Origin of the sequence: Pseudomonas monteilii NBRC 103158 = DSM 14164 (genome assembly GCF_000730605.1) — a bacterium.
GTDB classification, from domain to species: domain Bacteria; phylum Pseudomonadota; class Gammaproteobacteria; order Pseudomonadales; family Pseudomonadaceae; genus Aquipseudomonas; species Aquipseudomonas monteilii.
This window is the reverse complement of the sequence record NZ_BBIS01000064.1, coordinates 17,627-32,088: the sequence shown is the minus strand read 5'-3', so window position 1 is coordinate 32,088 and position 14,462 is coordinate 17,627. Positions and strand designations below refer to the sequence as shown.

Annotated in this window: 18 protein-coding genes and 1 pseudogene; 14 read left to right on the top strand and 5 right to left on the bottom strand. The window is 55.3% G+C overall.

Annotated features, from left to right (window positions below; translation table 11 throughout):
* Positions 1-1,459, top strand: a 1,459-nt coding sequence (locus PM2_RS27010; protein WP_033741024.1) for a copper-translocating P-type ATPase, incomplete at its 5' end; no start/stop codon positions are given.
* Positions 1,460-1,570: 111 nt separating this feature from the next.
* Positions 1,571-1,771 carry a heavy-metal-associated domain-containing protein gene (locus tag PM2_RS27005; protein ID WP_004575501.1) on the top strand — a complete coding sequence of 67 codons (201 nt, stop codon included), beginning with the start codon at positions 1,571-1,573 and terminating at the stop codon, positions 1,769-1,771.
* Positions 1,772-1,801: 30 nt separating this feature from the next.
* On the opposite strand, the gene flgB is transcribed toward PM2_RS27005, so the two are convergent.
* On the bottom strand, positions 1,802-2,215 hold the full coding sequence (gene flgB, locus PM2_RS30455) for a flagellar basal body rod protein FlgB (protein ID WP_004575502.1): 414 nt from the start codon (positions 2,213-2,215) through the stop codon (positions 1,802-1,804).
* Between the two features lie 386 nt (positions 2,216-2,601).
* Here flgB and PM2_RS30450 point away from each other — a divergent pair, with 386 nt between their 5' ends.
* Complete coding sequence (locus tag PM2_RS30450) at positions 2,602-2,841, top strand: co-regulatory protein PtrA N-terminal domain-containing protein (protein WP_080634929.1); 240 nt, start codon at positions 2,602-2,604, stop codon at positions 2,839-2,841.
* Here the strand turns inward: PM2_RS30450 and PM2_RS27000 are convergent.
* Entirely contained in the window at positions 2,819-3,151 is a 333-nt protein-coding gene (locus PM2_RS27000) for a DUF2790 domain-containing protein (RefSeq protein ID WP_004575503.1), read from the bottom strand. The genes PM2_RS30450 and PM2_RS27000 overlap by 23 nt on opposite strands.
* Positions 3,152-3,779: 628 nt before the next feature.
* Here PM2_RS27000 and PM2_RS30440 point away from each other — a divergent pair.
* On the top strand, positions 3,780-5,450 hold the full coding sequence (locus PM2_RS30440; RefSeq protein WP_080634930.1) for a TnsD family Tn7-like transposition protein: 1,671 nt from the start codon (positions 3,780-3,782) through the stop codon (positions 5,448-5,450).
* 104 nt (positions 5,451-5,554) lie between these two features.
* Positions 5,555-5,956: an antitoxin Xre-like helix-turn-helix domain-containing protein gene (locus PM2_RS26985; protein ID WP_004575506.1), complete on the top strand. Its 402-nt coding sequence runs from the start codon at positions 5,555-5,557 to the stop codon at positions 5,954-5,956.
* 629 nt (positions 5,957-6,585) lie between these two features.
* Here PM2_RS26985 and PM2_RS30875 read toward each other — a convergent pair.
* Positions 6,586-6,771, bottom strand: a complete 186-nt coding sequence (locus PM2_RS30875) for an AbrB/MazE/SpoVT family DNA-binding domain-containing protein (protein ID WP_154670346.1) — start codon at positions 6,769-6,771, stop codon at positions 6,586-6,588.
* Between the two features lie 589 nt (positions 6,772-7,360).
* On the opposite strand from PM2_RS30875, the gene PM2_RS26970 reads away from it, so the two are divergent.
* From PM2_RS26970 to PM2_RS30430, 6 genes and pseudogenes are all read left to right on the top strand, one after another.
* Positions 7,361-7,558: a hypothetical protein gene (locus PM2_RS26970; RefSeq protein ID WP_004575510.1), complete on the top strand. Its 198-nt coding sequence runs from the start codon at positions 7,361-7,363 to the stop codon at positions 7,556-7,558.
* Positions 7,559-7,609: 51 nt separating this feature from the next.
* Entirely contained in the window at positions 7,610-8,578 is a 969-nt protein-coding gene (locus tag PM2_RS26965) for an HNH endonuclease (protein ID WP_232435431.1), read from the top strand.
* A 120-nt stretch (positions 8,579-8,698) separates the two neighbouring features.
* A complete protein-coding gene (gene tnpA / locus PM2_RS30435) occupies positions 8,699-9,019 on the top strand; it encodes an IS66-like element accessory protein TnpA (protein ID WP_004575512.1) in 321 nt (106 codons plus the stop codon).
* Complete coding sequence (gene tnpB / locus PM2_RS31675) at positions 9,016-9,351, top strand: IS66 family insertion sequence element accessory protein TnpB (RefSeq protein WP_004575513.1); 336 nt, start codon at positions 9,016-9,018, stop codon at positions 9,349-9,351. The genes tnpA and tnpB overlap by 4 nt, the downstream gene beginning before the upstream one ends.
* Positions 9,352-9,414: 63 nt before the next feature.
* A pseudogene (gene tnpC / locus PM2_RS26955) lies at positions 9,415-10,956 on the top strand (IS66 family transposase).
* A gap of 22 nt (positions 10,957-10,978) precedes the next feature.
* A complete protein-coding gene (locus PM2_RS30430) occupies positions 10,979-11,563 on the top strand; it encodes a nucleotidyltransferase family protein (protein WP_080634931.1) in 585 nt (194 codons plus the stop codon).
* 182 nt (positions 11,564-11,745) lie between these two features.
* Here PM2_RS30430 and PM2_RS26950 read toward each other — a convergent pair whose 3' ends face one another.
* Positions 11,746-12,285, bottom strand: a complete 540-nt coding sequence (locus tag PM2_RS26950) for a hypothetical protein (protein WP_004575516.1) — start codon at positions 12,283-12,285, stop codon at positions 11,746-11,748.
* Positions 12,286-12,408: 123 nt separating this feature from the next.
* Between PM2_RS26950 and PM2_RS26945 the strand changes: the two genes are divergently transcribed.
* Both PM2_RS26945 and PM2_RS26940 read left to right on the top strand, forming a co-directional pair.
* Positions 12,409-12,765: a hypothetical protein gene (locus PM2_RS26945; RefSeq protein WP_004575517.1), complete on the top strand. Its 357-nt coding sequence runs from the start codon at positions 12,409-12,411 to the stop codon at positions 12,763-12,765.
* A 20-nt stretch (positions 12,766-12,785) separates the two neighbouring features.
* Entirely contained in the window at positions 12,786-13,334 is a 549-nt protein-coding gene (locus tag PM2_RS26940; protein ID WP_004575518.1) for an N-acetyltransferase, read from the top strand.
* 538 nt (positions 13,335-13,872) lie between these two features.
* Here the strand turns inward: PM2_RS26940 and PM2_RS26930 are convergent.
* Positions 13,873-14,079 carry a hypothetical protein gene (locus PM2_RS26930; RefSeq protein WP_004575520.1) on the bottom strand — a complete coding sequence of 69 codons (207 nt, stop codon included), beginning with the start codon at positions 14,077-14,079 and terminating at the stop codon, positions 13,873-13,875.
* Here PM2_RS26930 and PM2_RS26925 point away from each other — a divergent pair.
* A complete protein-coding gene (locus PM2_RS26925; RefSeq protein WP_004575521.1) occupies positions 14,078-14,419 on the top strand; it encodes a hypothetical protein in 342 nt (113 codons plus the stop codon). The genes PM2_RS26930 and PM2_RS26925 overlap by 2 nt on opposite strands.
* Positions 14,420-14,462: the final 43 nt, after the last annotated feature.

Sequence of the window (14,462 nt, the reverse complement as noted above, 5' to 3'; positions counted from 1 at the left end):
CCCTGGTGAAAAAGTGCCAGTTGATGGCTCTGTACTCGAGGGAGAAAGTGCGGTGGATGAATCCATGCTCACTGGTGAACCTGTGCCGGTAATGAAAAGAGCAGGGGATAGTTTGATCGGCGCCACGCTTAATACTCATGGAAGCTTGGTGATGAAGGCGCAAAAGGTCGGCGCCGACACCATGCTGTCGCAGATAGTACAAATGGTCGCTCTAGCCCAACGCTCCAAGGCGCCAATGCAACGAATGGCCGACTCGATTGCCGGCTACTTTGTGATGGGGGTTATCGCGATTGCGTTGCTGACACTCTTAGGCTGGGGGCTATTCGGTCCGGAACCCAGCTGGGTCTTCGGCCTGATAAACGCTGTTGCCGTACTTATCATCGCTTGCCCCTGTGCACTGGGTCTCGCAACGCCCATGTCGATCATGGTTTCGACAGGTAAAGCCGCCAGTATGGGTGTGCTGTTCAGGGATGCCAGTGCCATTGAAAACCTTTGCAAGATCGACACACTGATTGTCGATAAAACGGGGACCCTGACAGAGGGACGGCCGGTATTTCACAGTGTGGAGGCCACACCCGATTTCAACTCACACGATGTGCTTCAACTGGCCGCTAGCCTTGATCAAGGCAGCGAACATCCTTTAGCTCATGCCATCGTCGATCACGCCCGAACTGAAAATGTTGCGCTCACCAAGCCTGAATCGTTTGAGTCCGGATCGGGGATCGGAGTCAGTGGCCTCGTTGATGGCAAGAAAGTACAGCTGGGCAACACTGCACTGATGGAAGCTGCCGGCGTGAGCACAAAGGTCTTACAAGACCGTGCAGAGTTGTTGCGCCTTGAAGGCATCAGCATCATCTATCTAGCAGTTGACGGGGTCTTGGCAGGATTACTGGCGGTCTCAGACCCGATAAAACCGACCTCTAAAGAAGCAGTCACCAAGCTTAAGGCTGATAACGTAAAAATCATCATGGCCACGGGAGACGGGCTCACCACCGCACGTGCTGTCGCCAAGGAGATGGGTATTGAAGAGGTTCATGGTGAAGTGAAACCTCAGGACAAAGAGCGCCTGGTGGCGGACCTCCAGCAATCCGGTCGAAAGGTTGCCATGGCCGGCGACGGTATCAACGACGCACCGGCCTTGGCGCGAGCAGATGTGGGCATTGCCATGGGTACAGGGACTGACGTCGCGATGAATAGCGCGCAGCTCACGCTGGTAAAAGGCGACCTGATGGGGATTTTACGGGCACGGGCACTTTCGGTTGCAACGGTAAAAAACATGCGGCAAAACTTGGGGTTCGCCTTCCTTTACAACTCAATGGGTATTCCCCTCGCCGCAGGCCTGCTCTATCCACTGACGGGGCACCTTCTGTCTCCAATGATTGCTGCGTTAGCCATGAGCGTCAGTTCTGCGTCTGTAGTTTTCAATGCTTTGAGGCTGAGGAATACCCGAATTGATTGAGCGTAACCGATGCTCGCAGCCCGCTATACATAACTCTTGACCTTACCGTCGTGTCAACGTTGATCCTGTTGTTGCGGTGAAAATAGACCGCTCAGCACAAGAGGAATAACCATGTTCGTCTTAAACTTATCAGGCATTGGTTGCGGTAGCTGCGTCAGCAAAATCACCAAAGCAATTCAGTCACTGGACAGCGAGGCTATGATTTCCGTGGATCGCGCGGCAGGTAAGGTAAGCGTTGAAAGCAGCGAAAAACCAGAGCAGGTCCGTAAAACTGTCGAAGCACTCGGTTTCCCTTCCCAAATCAGCGCCTGAGGCGCTGATTCCCTCGCTGGGTAAAGTTTATTATTCACCTCGCAGAGCTTTAAGTAGCCCCTTAAATGCTCCATTTAATCTAGTAAAGGCGGTTTCGAAATGAATTTCATTTTCCGTATACTTTGCGACCTCGACCTGTTGATCCACAGTATTTTGATCAATGGAAGGTTGGTTCGGCGTACTGTAAAGCAAAGCACCGCCGTGAATATCACTTACTAATTCGTTTACGGCAATATGTTTTGGGTTTGTTGTTTTTAAAGAGAACGGAGTAGCCAAACCTCCTTTTGTTTGGCTAGCCAGTACAGCAGAAAAGTCCAAGTCTCTGGCCTTAAAGTTAGGAGTGTCGGCATTAGCGATATTATTGCTAAGTACCTCAGCTCGTTGGCTGCGAAAAAGTAATGCTCTTTCTGCGGAGCCAAGCGCTTTTTCAAAATTGATACTCACCGGTGGCCACCTATAGTTACGCTGCCATTTAATTCCCACCTATCGAACACTCAAGTGCTTAACGTAGTGCGTCCGAGTCGAGGTATGATTTCAGCGAAAACTCAAAAAACGCCACGCCATCGTGCAGTGACCGGAAACTTACAACACCGCACAGGTAAATTTTAGATGGTGGATGGAGGTTATGTGTCGTTGGATAGCTTAGACCTTACGGACTAATCACTCTGTATGTCAAGAGAAATATCGCAACCTGACACAACTGTAATATTGGCCTAAGCTTCCTGACAGGGGATGAGTCTTATAGTCCTATTGAGCCTCAAGCTCACCCCCCAAGAGTCAACGATTGATGTGGATTCAGGGGTTACCAATAATCATCCGAGGTCCCCCAAATGAACCCTATCAAAACCTTGTTCGTCATCGCGGCTCTGACCGTCTCTTCTTTGGCTATGGCTGAAGGCGGTGGTGACCGGACTTTCGCACGCATGGAAGTGGCCAGGAATAATTCGATGGAATCGTACCGAGTAGCTCAAACGCAAAATGCCCAACCTCCCGTCGCTGAAAGCAAAGCCAAGGCGATGGACTCCAAGACTTACCCTGTCCCTTCGGTCAGTTTTGACCTCTACAGTTAATTCCAGCAGAGCGATATTCGAGGATTTTCAACTCACCTGTTGAGTCCTCGTAATTCATCTGTGTCGGCATCACGTCGCAGCTACCTTTGAGCGAAGTCATACTGATAACTCTCGCCACATCCAGTTTCATTCCGTAGCGATAATGGATCACTTCAGGTGGTTTTTTTCCATTGGCAGCGGCGTAGGCACGCATTGCTTGCTCATTTGCCTGAATCATCTTTCCGTGTAAGCGATCAGATCCTCCTTCAGCTAAAGCGGATGAGGAGACGATTACGAGCATGAGGGCGGCAATGCTTTTAGCGGTGTTCATTTCTGTTACTCCATGAAGACATGAGTGAAGCTTACCGACTGGGAGCTGTCATCCACGTGATCCGGGAATTACATGTTTGTAAGTCCGATCGGTGATGCTGTCACGCGGCTCTATGACATACGGCTGGTCTCGTTCCGCCCAGGTGAGTTTCACAGCGAGTATGAGTTCGACCGCACCAACCGATACCTGGTACGCGGCTTTGGTACACGTTGGCCGGCACCGAAGGATGAGAGACCAGACGCCGGCGGCGCTGCTGCGCGTCAGCGGCCGTCACCAAGTGACGTGGCCACCGCCCTCGCATTCGTCAAACCGGCCGGAAATTGACCTGGCCAGATGGAGAAAATTGGACGTTTATGGAAGCGTACTTTTTGCGAGAAAGTGTGAGGGTATTCTAACGTGCTGGATCACCCTCCAGCCCCCGGAATACCTGATGTATACGTGATCAGTATCGGATAGATATATGATGAGATATCTGTTGAGGAAATGTGAAAGTGTAGTGGCTATATGCCGTCATTCTTTGTGTAAATTTTCAAAAGTCCTGACCCTGATACAGGATTGAGTGTGTTACAAGTAGGCCGATCACTGGATGTGCGTCCTTTCCGAGCCCTACCTTGTAAGTCGGTAACTGATGTCTGATCTTCTGTTTTTTCCTATGTCTATGCCGGACGAGATGCTGCATTCCCGCATCACGCGCTATCACTTCCTTTCAGGTAACAGAACCGCTAGGGAGACTTTCCGCGATCTGTTTGGCTCGGAGCCTTTCAACGTAGGCATGTTACCCAAGCAAATTGACGTGCTCGCTGCCAGATTGCCTGGTGAAACGGCGAGGAATCTGGATGATCTCGTCAGCACGAATACTACCTTTCCCGCCTATAGGCCGTTTCTGGGCGTAAGCCAAGGAGCGGAAGCCGGCAATCCAGGGCTCAGTTTCTCTGGGGTTGCCCGCGTTCCTCGCCGAGAGATAACGGTCCATGGCAAGGCAAAGCTTTGCCGCTCGTGCGTAGAGCAGGACTTTCTTGAGTTGGGGTATGCGTATTGGCATCGGTCACACCATTTGCCAGGTGTGTACGTCTGCTGGCGTCATGGCGATTCCCTGATGCATGCATGCCCGAAATGCTCCCTGCCGTTCTTCCGAAAGCTTCGGTTGCTGCCGGTTCTCTCAGAGCCCTGTGTATGCGGTTGGAGCGTGCTCAGTCCGGCGGTTGTGAGCAAGGGCGCTCATCACGAAAGGAAATTTGCAGAGTTTGCACATGAACTCCTCCAGCGCAATATCCCACCGCAAAGCAGTGAGACTCTTTGTTCGACGTATATTAGGCAGTGCAAGAAACGAGGGTTCGTACATGGAAAGTTTACAGGCACCGCGAAGCTGTTCGACAGTATTCGTGATAAATATGGTGATGAATCCCTTTCGCAGATGGATAATGCCTATGCAGCAGGGAAATACAACCAGTGGATAAGGTTTACTCAGCACAAAGATCAGGTGGACATGCCCCTTTCTCGGCATTTGATCATTGCGCAGCACCTGTTTGGTAGCGCTGAAGAGTTTGAGCATGCGCTGAAGAAGGAGCATATTCTTCAGGGTGTGGCAGGTGTCAGGCTACGTGCTCTGGATGAAAAGCCAAAACCCGGCAAAGAGGCGCAGTTCCGTCAGAAAGTCGAAACCCTGCTGGCAATTCGAGGGCATGCAAGCCTGGAGTACCTCTGGAGCAACGCCTATAAGGCCACCAAGTGGCTTTACGAGAACGATAAACCTTGGCTGCTGCGCAAGCTCACCACGCCAACCCCAGCACCCACTGAGGCCGAGGATGCCACTGATTCCCGAGACAGCGCATTTGTCGCCATCCTGTTGAAGGGGGCGGAGGACATGTATCAAATTTCCAGGGGCCAGAAGCGCGTCAATTTTAGTAATCTGCAAAAACTACTTCCTGTTTCCTTGCCGGGGGATGCACTAATACGTAAGCGCAGATTTCCTCTTGCCGCTCAGCAGGCCGAATCGCTGCTTGAATCTGTTTGGCACTTTCGACTCAGGAGGATAATTTGTGCCATTGACGATATGACGAAACTTAAGCTTCCAATAGGCGGCGGAAGTCTTAGAGCTGTCTCTACCGTCCCTTTTTCAGCTTTTCAAGCGATCGTCAGTTTATTTGAATGGGATTTAGATGCTTTCGAAAAGAATGGAGTAGATCCTGAGGCCTTACTCAAGTCGACGGGTGTATTTCGAGACTGGCAGGGACCTCCAGGTTTTAATGTGGTCCTCGGTGGTAATGCGTACTACCGCAATAAGCCAGACAAGGCGTAACTAAAAATCGTGAGTTGAGCACTTTCTATTCTGCACATGAGTCCGTGACTTTGATCGGGTTCATGTTCAGCAGTAAGCTAAGAAAAAGTGTAGGAGTTGAGGCCATGGTCATCAGTCAGTGCCTTACCGGGGAGCAGTGTTCGGTCGGTCTGAAGGTCGCGCTTCGAATCATCAAATCCTGGCGAGCAACTCCAGGGCAAGCCTGCAGAATCCTGCGGATTTCCCCGTCGACGTTCCGTCGCGCTGCGCAGGGACGGGAGTGTGGGCGCAGGCTAGACCTCGATCAGCAGCAGCGGATCGGGCTTGTCATCGGTATCCACGGTTCTTTGAGGGCTGCATTCAGCAACCAGGACAACGTGAGGGGCTTTCCAAGCTTCAGGAATGCCAACCCTTTCTTTGAAGGGCGAACTGCTCTGGAGATCATGGCCCAAGGAGACCTGATCTCTCTGTATGAGACCTATCGGCGCATCGAGCAGATCCACTGCGGCGAGATCATGGCTGGATGATGAGCAGCCGCAGTGAGGGGGAGGCGGGTTAGGCGACTAACTTCAGGCGAGGAGCGAGCGCCATGTAGTCTTGGGGCATGGTTGAAAGGATCGCGGCGACCTTTCCTGAGGCAGTCGCTCAGAGAGCAGTGCTTCAAGCTTGCCCAACCGCTCTTGGACGGCGATTGCACGATCCCATTGAACGCTGAATCGCTTGGCCGCGACTTTTTGTTCCACAAGCACCAGGTGTCGGTTGAGGTCATAGCTGTAGCGCATGGTGACCTTGTTCGACGCACCGCCATCGTCTGCCTCTTGGAAGGTCAGCTCGAACACCAAGCCCTGAGAGGTTTTCCGGGCCGATGAGCTCACTGGTCTCAGATGGAAAGCGTTTCTCCGAGTGGCGACGATCCTTCGGCGTAAGTGACGGCGGTGGGGTGTTCGTGCCGTCGGCGATGGCAGGTGACGAGACTGAGATGAACGTGATGCTCTGTGCATTTGGTGATGGTCAGAGCACTATTGTGCACCTGAATCACCATTTCGTGCCGAGTGACTGGCTGAAGCGCGAGTCCCCAAACACTTTGAATTGGTCGAGATGGTTGAAGACCGTGCACAAACTGCTTTGGCTGAGACCGGTCAGGCACAGTCAGCGGTTAGCCTGGATTAGGATCACGGATTGGCCTCAGCACGATCACGCTGTCGACAATCTCGATGCTGAGCTTGTCGCCCACGGCAAGGCTCAGCTCTTTCAGGATGTCTGGGGGTAACTCCACGATCACATCCCCCGAGCCATCACCAGGGTCCTGACATTTGACCGTCGTGCGCGCTGATTGGGCCATGAGGGGTCTCGAAGGGTTCACCTGTGCCATCGTACACCCACAGGCCTATTCAATGATCACCACGCTACCGAACGGCGATGGGGCGACTTGGCGTGCGGTACATGGCCACAGGTGAGGTCGCTTTGAGCGGGCTTGTCGCTGGTTGTGTCAAACTATATTCCGCGCAACGGGGTGCCTTTTTTCGATGGGGCATCTGCTTGTGTCAAACTATGATTCGATCGCAGCGGTAGGCCTTATCGCTGGAGGCCGCGAATTTCAGTGGGCTCTGTGTCAAACTATATTGCGAGCCCCCACCGATCCAGTCGAAGGCGAGGTTAGCAGCGCTGTAGCTGCATACAAAATGGCGTTGGTGAGGACCCATTATCGGAACTGGGCACATCGTCTTGCCTGCTGGGCGCGGGGCCGTGAAGCGCTTCGGCGTGAAGCTGTTTTGAGCAACACGAGAAAACATGCTCAAGAAGTGGTTAGCAGATCGCCCGAGCATCGCGCAGTCCTGAAGAAAATCGTCAAATCGCAGCCGAACGACATTGCCGAAAAAGACAATCTGCTGTCACTTTTGGCTGGCAGCTTGGAATTATAGGAAACCGGTATGGCAATCGAGACGACTCTGTATGTGGTAGGTGGCCTGCTGCTGACGTGCATGGTGTTCAACTGCGGCTACCGCCTTGGGAAGCTGCGCGGCATGGAAGAGACGCACACAAGCTCAACGCTTCGTTTGTCGGTGCTCGCCAGCGGGCCCCGGTCTGCCCTGGAGCAGCTTGTATCAACCAACGGCCCGAGCAGCTAGGAAGTCGGACCATGAAGTAGTGCCAATCAAGGTGTCTGTTGGAGAGTATCGTTGTCCAAGTCATCACCCCGTCAGTTCCGAGGCTCAGAAAGCCTCGCGGCTGAACAGCGCTCCCGCGCAACTGTGCGGCCATTCCTGGAAGCCTGCGGCTTCGTGGTGACCGAAGCTCGCCTGATCCCCACTGGCGCAGCATTCCAGCAGATTGTGTCTTTCCACACCCCTGATGGTGATGACGTTAAAGCTCGGGTGCGCCTGTGCTGGCGGCGTGATGGTCGCAACCAGAATGAGCAGAAGTATTCTGCGGCGCAGTTGACTGCAAGTCTTCGGCCTGGTGGCTGGGACGCCACCTTGGAATATGTGAAGGACAGAGACCTCGCCCAGGGCATCACCCACAATTTGCTATTTCAGCGTGACGGCGAGACCGTGGTTTATGCGGCCCTCATCCCGATAGGTGCGTTGCATCCGATCTGGAATCGGCAGCGAGAGGTGAGCGATGAGCTCCTACGCAGGGGGCTGAAAGGAAGCATCACGAAGAACCATGCCCAGAACGGGAAAAGTCCAACTCTGTGGCTTCAGGATGATCGGATGCCGGATACCCACCAGGTCGCGGATGTGTTGTGGCAATGGCCAGGTGTTGTCGATCTCGCCAAGCTGGTTGGGTTCCACCTGAAATCACATGACCCGGACGACACCTTCGACGATTGCCCGATGCCGGACTATTCAGCGTTAGGCCGTGACTTGGGGGAGAGGGTGAGCACCGTTAGGTCTCACGTGAAACGAGACCCTAAGGTACGACTGGCGGTTCTGGAACGAGCTCGGTACCGCTGTGAGCGATGCACTGAAAGTCGATCATTTCCTGGCTTCCTGGACGTCCACCACGTGCTAGGTGCCGACGTGTCGGATCGATTCTACAACTGCGTAGCGCTATGCCCGAATTGTCATCGAGAAGCTCACTATGGCGAGAATCGAGATGAACTGAACCAGCGGCTTCTGGAGTACGCGTCCCAGTTTCGAGCGTGAACGGCTTCTGCAGACTGTAGGTAAGCGTCCGGCGAACTCACCTTCCGAACTCCAGCATTAAGGGCGATGGTGTCCGCGTATTTTTAAGCGGACGCGATCACCCTTATCGCCAGGATTTCCATGCGCCAACGAAGCTCTTATCCGAAACCATTTAAAGCCCAAGTCGTGCGGGAATGCCTGCAACCTGGCGCAACGGTGTCCAGTGTCGCCATCAGCCACGGCATCAATGCCAACGTCATCCGCAAATGGATGCCGCTCTTTCGAGACCAGCCCGCAGCAACCTCGCTACCGGCATTTGTTCCGTTAAAGGCCGCACCTAAACGGCCAGCCGATTCGTCAGTGATCATTGAGGTGCCCATGGCCGGGCAATTGATAACTGTGAAATGGCCAGCCTCGGATCCTGAGGGCTGCGCACAATTCATTCGGGCTGTCGCTCAATGATCCGCATCGATGCGATCTGGCTGGCCACCGAGCCGATGGACATGCGCGCCGGCACCGAAACGGCATTGGCCCGAGTGATCGCGGTGTTCGGTGCGGCGAAGCCGCACTGCGCTTATCTGTTCGCCAATCGCCGGGCTAATCGAATGAAAGTGCTGGTGCATGACGGCGTGGGCGTCTGGCTTGCAGCGCGGCGGCTGAATCAAGGCAAGTTCCACTGGCCCGGCATTCGCCATGGCTGCGAGGTCGAACTCGACAGCGAACAACTCCAGGCTCTGGTGCTGGGCCTGCCGTGGCAGCGCGTCGGCGCAGGCGGTGTGATCAGCATGCTGTAACCGCCGGCCATTTGGCCGGTCTGCTTGTCGTCGTTCTGCGCCTGCTCTGGCACAATCGGCGGCATGACTTTCTCGCCCAACCTCGACCAGATGACTCCGGAACAGCTTCGTGCCTTGGCGGCACAGGCGTTGCAGTTGCAGTCCTAGGTCGAGGCGATGAGCAGGAAGATCCAGAACGATGAGATCCTCATCGAACAGTTCAAGTTCGAAATCGCCCTGCTCAAACGCCACAAGTTTGCCAAGCGCAGCGAGCAAATCAGCCCGGCGCAAGGCAGCTTGCTGGATGACCTGCTCGATACAGACCTTGAAGCGATCGAGGCCGAGCTGAAACAGCTTCTTCCCGCTTCGTCACAGGCCGAGCCACGGCAATCGCCGAAACGTGCCCCATTGCCGCCACAGTTTCCACGCACGGTGATTCGTCACGAGCCAGAAAGCACCCAGTGTTGTGCCTGTGGCTGCCAACTTCAGCGCATCGGCGAAGATGTCAGCGAAAAGCTGGATTACACGCCAGGCGTGTTCACGGTCGAGCAACATGTGCGTGGCAAATGGGCCTGCCGTCAGTGCGAAACTCTGACTCAGGCGCCGGTGCCGGCGCAGGTTATCGACAAAGGTATTCCGACCGCAGGCTTGCTGGCCCACGTCATGGTGGCCAAGTTTGCTGATCACTTGCCGCTCTATCGGCAGGAGAACATCTTCGGCCGCGCCGGGCTGGCAATTGCTCGTTCGACCTTGGCCCAGTGGGTCGGACAGACCGGAGTGCGACTCCAGCCGCTGGTCGATGCTCTGCGAGAAGCGGTGCTGAAGCAGGGCGTGATTCACGCTGACGAAACACCGGTTCAAATGCTTGCGCCAGGCGAGAAGAAAACCCATCGGGCCTACGTCTGGGCCTACAGCAGCACGCCGTTTTCGGCGTTCAAAGCCGTGGTATACGACTTCAGCCCAAGCCGTGCGGGCGAACATGCGCGCAACTTCCTGGGCGACTGGAACGGCAAGTTGGTCTGCGATGACTTCGCTGGCTACAAAGCTGGTTTTGAGCAAGGCATCACTGAAATCGGCTGCATGGCCCACACCCGCCGCAAGTTTTTCGATCTGCATGTTGCGAACAAAAGTCAGTTGGCCCAACAAGCGCTGCACTCGATAAGCGGCTTGTACGAGATCGAACGCCAGGCGCGGGACATGAGTGATGAAGATCGTTGGCGAATACGTCAGGAACTGGCGGTACCGATCAGCAAAACACTGCATGACTGGATGTTGGCTCAGCGCGACCTGGTGCCCAACGGCTCAGCCACAGCTAAAGCCCTCGATTACAGCCTGAAACGCTGGGTAGCGATGACGCGCTACCTGGACGATGGGGCTGTGCCCATCGACAACAACCAAGTCGAGAACCAGATACGGCCATGGGCACTCGGGCGCTCGAACTGGTTGTTTGCCGGGTCGCTGCGCAGTGGTAAACGAGCGGCTGCGATCATGAGTTTGATCCAGTCGGCGCGCATGAACGGGCATGATCCGTATGCCTATCTCAAAGATGTGCTGACGCGGCTTCTGCCGACACAGCGGGCAAGTGAGATTGGGCAGCTGCTGCCGCATCAGTGGGTGCAGGCCTAGCTTCAACGGGGTGATCTTCCAAGTGGACAATAGCTCGACAATCCAAGCAATCATTTCGGATGACCCCATTCGGCGTAGGATGCTCGAAATAGTGCGCTCCTTGAACTTGCCCGACTGCTGGATAGGAGCAGGTTTCGTCCGAAACGCGGTTTGGGATCATCTGCACGGTCGCAGCTCATCTACGGTCTCAACAGACGTTGATGTCATCTGGTTTGATGCCACACGTTGCACACCCGAGCAAGATGAAGCCCTAGAGGCAGCCCTCAGAGACCTAGACCCGAACGTACTGTGGTCTGTGAAAAACCAAGCGAGAATGCATGTTCAGAACGGCGATGAGCCCTATCAGTCGGCGACCGATGCAATGCGTTACTGGCCAGAAACTGCCACAGCACTAGCGATAAGACTGCGGGAGGACGGCACATATGAAATCGCTGCGCCGTTGGGCTTTGATGATCTTTTTGACTTGATAATCCGGCCAGCAGGAAGGTTCGCTACGGATAAAAATGCTATCTATCAAGACCGCGTCACGTCCAAAAACTGGTTGAAGATTTGGCCAATGCTTACGCTCTCGGGGCTATCTCCTAGACCTTGCGTCAAGGTGACTTAACCGGACGCTTACGACTGTAGCGCTCTCTGCTCTCTACTATGATGCGCAGCGTTGGGGCTACTACGCAGGCAGGGTCGCGGAAATGACGGGAGTGAGCGTCGACGAGATGGGGCGTGAGATCGACGAGGCTATTGAAACCAAAAGCGCTGCCGGCGATTAGTTAGCGGTCTTGGTACGCCCGATCACATTAGCGCGATCATCGCCTGGGTGATTGTGCAGCTGTGCTCCTTGGCGTAAGCCTCGATGGTTGCCATCTTGCGGACGTTGGCGAGGGTCTTGCGGGCCTGCTTTTGGCCGGACTGGATTCCGCCGAGAGACTGGTCCTTTGCGGGCTTCGTTCGCTTCGGCTTAGGCGGGAGAGGTGCCCGCCATCCCTCACGGTTGAAGTTTCTGCCCGCCTCAGGATCCCCATCGTGCTTGTACTTGTGCTCTGAGCCTTTCCCCTTGATGTGGGCGGGCAAAACGATGAGCCCGGTGGACAGGTATTCCTTGAGCAGTTGACGGGCCTGGGTCACCACCTTTGTCTTACTGATACCGCCATTCCCCGCGGCCGTACCCGCGGAGCCGTTCATCTGCATGCCCTTGAGCTTGCAGAGCTTGTACAGCAGCTTGTAGGCGTTCTCGCACCCAGTGACGCGAACCTCGGCAGCCATCAGCTCATCGATCACTGCCTGGAGCGGGTGGGCACCGGCTGGGTTTGTGGCCTTTAGTTCTTCAGTCATAGGGTTCTGGGGGTGGAGTAGGGCAGCAAATACTACCTGCAATAGGTTAGGTGCTGAAGGTGCCCCGTGGCTTTCGCAGCTGATAAAGTGCTCGCCGTTACAATCACCCAAGGATGGCAATCTATGTCGTTTCGCATCGCCGATCTGTATGACCAAAGTTACAGCTGTGCCGGCTGCGCTACGAGCGGTCTCGATCGCAGCGCGGTCAACGCGAGCACTTGGACCTGCCTGACCTGCGGCGAACGGCTTTGGATCGCGATGAGCGACCCCGCTGGCAACAGCTACCTGGTGGAGCGTCTCCCGGCCAAGGTTCTGGTAGTCGGTGACCAGGTGGTGTATCAGAAGCCCCGTGGCCTCGAGGCCGGTGAAGTCAGGGCATCGGGTCCTGGAAAGCGCAAAGGGAACTGGTGGTTCTTGGCGGTGGAGCGGTTTGGTTCCGATCATGTTGAGCCAGAGCGTTACATCAACCGCGCGGTCTGACCCTGCAAAGGCCCTTCGTCATGAGTGACCAGATGACCTTCGACCCGATTCGCGACTTCTTCCAGCGCCGTCAGGGAGCCCTGTTGGATGTCCAGGCGAGGGCATTGCAACTGGTCATCGATCGCAGTGAGCCCGTACGCGGCAATTTCTGTTTCCCAGGCCCGGATATCGACGCGGCCATCCAGCATCAGGGCGAGCACATTGGGAGGGTCTGGTATGGCTTCAGCCCGCTGCAGGATCGCCTCTACATTTACGATATCGAGATCAATTCGAGGTACCAAGGACGAGGCTTCGGCCAGGTGGCATTGTGGCTTTTATGGTCACGGAATCAACTGCCATTAACGCCGCTGTACGAGGTCATGAGGTCGCACGGCTTCTGGGCCAAAGTGCGAAAGCGCTTCGCCGCCGCCGGCGTCACCCTCACCCGCGACTTACGAACTGGAGAGCAAGAAGTCGAACAGCAGCGCTGGCAGCATCTGGTATCGGAGACCGACGCAGAGCGTCTCAACCGTGAATACTGGGAAGGGGAGGCCGCTAAGCTATCTGCCGGCCAGTTGAACAGCGACTAGCTAAGGCCGGGCACCCACGCAAATCTGGTGAGTGCCCTCGGCAATCATTACGAACTGCGCCACCTGGTGCAGCCGGGCGTCAGCTGATGCTGATCGGCGCGGCCAGCTGCTGGAGGCGGCCGTTGTTTGCCTTGACCAGGCGCAGCCCATATCCAGGCCACGCTAGTGCGTGCCGTAGGCCATGGATAGAGCTCCTATGGCTAACATGATCGCACCGCCAATCAGCACGACGTACTTCAACTTGCCGGGCTCATCGACCGTTACCCCATCACGGTATACCCGTGTGGTATCGCATCGAGAGCAATGTTGGTTACGCTCATAGACATCCGCCACGCCCCCGCCACTGTCCACCCACTGGTGTCTCAACCAGTAACATTCCTTTTTCGCTACCATTGATTATTTCCTTGTCTTGGCGCGAAAGCCGCGCCTTTCTAACGCATAAGCCCAGCGCATGGCCTGGTGTTAGGCGGTACCAGCAATTTTCATCGTTTTTGCCCATCGCACAACAGGCGGTAGTAGCAATTGTCTGGCCAGCTGCCTATGCCAAAGCGAGGGCATCTTGATTGACCGTCGCCTGAAGGCGCTGACTGATCCGCTCCAACTCCTCCTGGACAATCGTGATCTCTGCTTCGGTCAAGGTGGTGCCGGGCTGTTGATGGCTCGCTTCTGTATTCTGGAGCAGGCCTGACGCAAAGTTAGGCGCGAACGCGATTGCTACTCGTACCCTTGGCTTCTCAGCTGCCATGGTCATTTGTCCACTCTGGCGGCTACGCCGCAATCCAGCGCTCAACGCTGCCCTTGCTTCCGCATCGAATTGGCCGCAGGCCCTGCAGGCGGCGCTCAATGCTGTTGAACGGTCGGGTGCTTATCGGCTCGCAACCCGTTGGCAGTGGCTCGCCGCTTTCGATTCGATCTGGGACGCCTGCGATGCGTTCGAAGCCCTCGAGTTGCTGGTGGTGTGTGAAAAGCAGATAGCAGACTTGATCAAGCGTGAGATCAAGCGTGTCCCGCGGCATTCATTCGGCTTGAAAGTGAACCCGGCCTTCTGGTCAGCCCTTACGGCGTTGCTTTCGGTGCTTCCTTGAAGCAGTTCGTCGCAGGCTTCTTTGAGTGCCTGCTGGACGTGTT

Bases quoted from the DNA above. Each gene is read 5' to 3' on its own strand.
- PM2_RS27005 (WP_004575501.1), top strand. From the start codon at position 1,571: ATGTTCGTCTTAAACTTATCAGGCATTGGTTGCGGTAGCTGCGTCAGC.
- PM2_RS30450 (WP_080634929.1), top strand. From the start codon at position 2,602: ATGAACCCTATCAAAACCTTGTTCGTCATCGCGGCTCTGACCGTCTCT.
- PM2_RS27000 (WP_004575503.1), bottom strand. From the start codon at position 3,151: ATGAACACCGCTAAAAGCATTGCCGCCCTCATGCTCGTAATCGTCTCC.
- PM2_RS30440 (WP_080634930.1), top strand. From the start codon at position 3,780: ATGTCTGATCTTCTGTTTTTTCCTATGTCTATGCCGGACGAGATGCTG.
- PM2_RS26985 (WP_004575506.1), top strand. From the start codon at position 5,555: ATGGTCATCAGTCAGTGCCTTACCGGGGAGCAGTGTTCGGTCGGTCTG.
- PM2_RS30875 (WP_154670346.1), bottom strand. From the start codon at position 6,771: ATGGCCCAATCAGCGCGCACGACGGTCAAATGTCAGGACCCTGGTGAT.
- PM2_RS26970 (WP_004575510.1), top strand. From the start codon at position 7,361: ATGGCAATCGAGACGACTCTGTATGTGGTAGGTGGCCTGCTGCTGACG.
- tnpA (WP_004575512.1), top strand. From the start codon at position 8,699: ATGCGCCAACGAAGCTCTTATCCGAAACCATTTAAAGCCCAAGTCGTG.
- tnpB (WP_004575513.1), top strand. From the start codon at position 9,016: ATGATCCGCATCGATGCGATCTGGCTGGCCACCGAGCCGATGGACATG.
- PM2_RS26950 (WP_004575516.1), bottom strand. From the start codon at position 12,285: ATGACTGAAGAACTAAAGGCCACAAACCCAGCCGGTGCCCACCCGCTC.
- PM2_RS26945 (WP_004575517.1), top strand. From the start codon at position 12,409: ATGTCGTTTCGCATCGCCGATCTGTATGACCAAAGTTACAGCTGTGCC.
- PM2_RS26940 (WP_004575518.1), top strand. From the start codon at position 12,786: ATGAGTGACCAGATGACCTTCGACCCGATTCGCGACTTCTTCCAGCGC.
- PM2_RS26925 (WP_004575521.1), top strand. From the start codon at position 14,078: ATGGTCATTTGTCCACTCTGGCGGCTACGCCGCAATCCAGCGCTCAAC.
- PM2_RS26930 (WP_004575520.1), bottom strand. From the start codon at position 14,079: ATGGCAGCTGAGAAGCCAAGGGTACGAGTAGCAATCGCGTTCGCGCCT.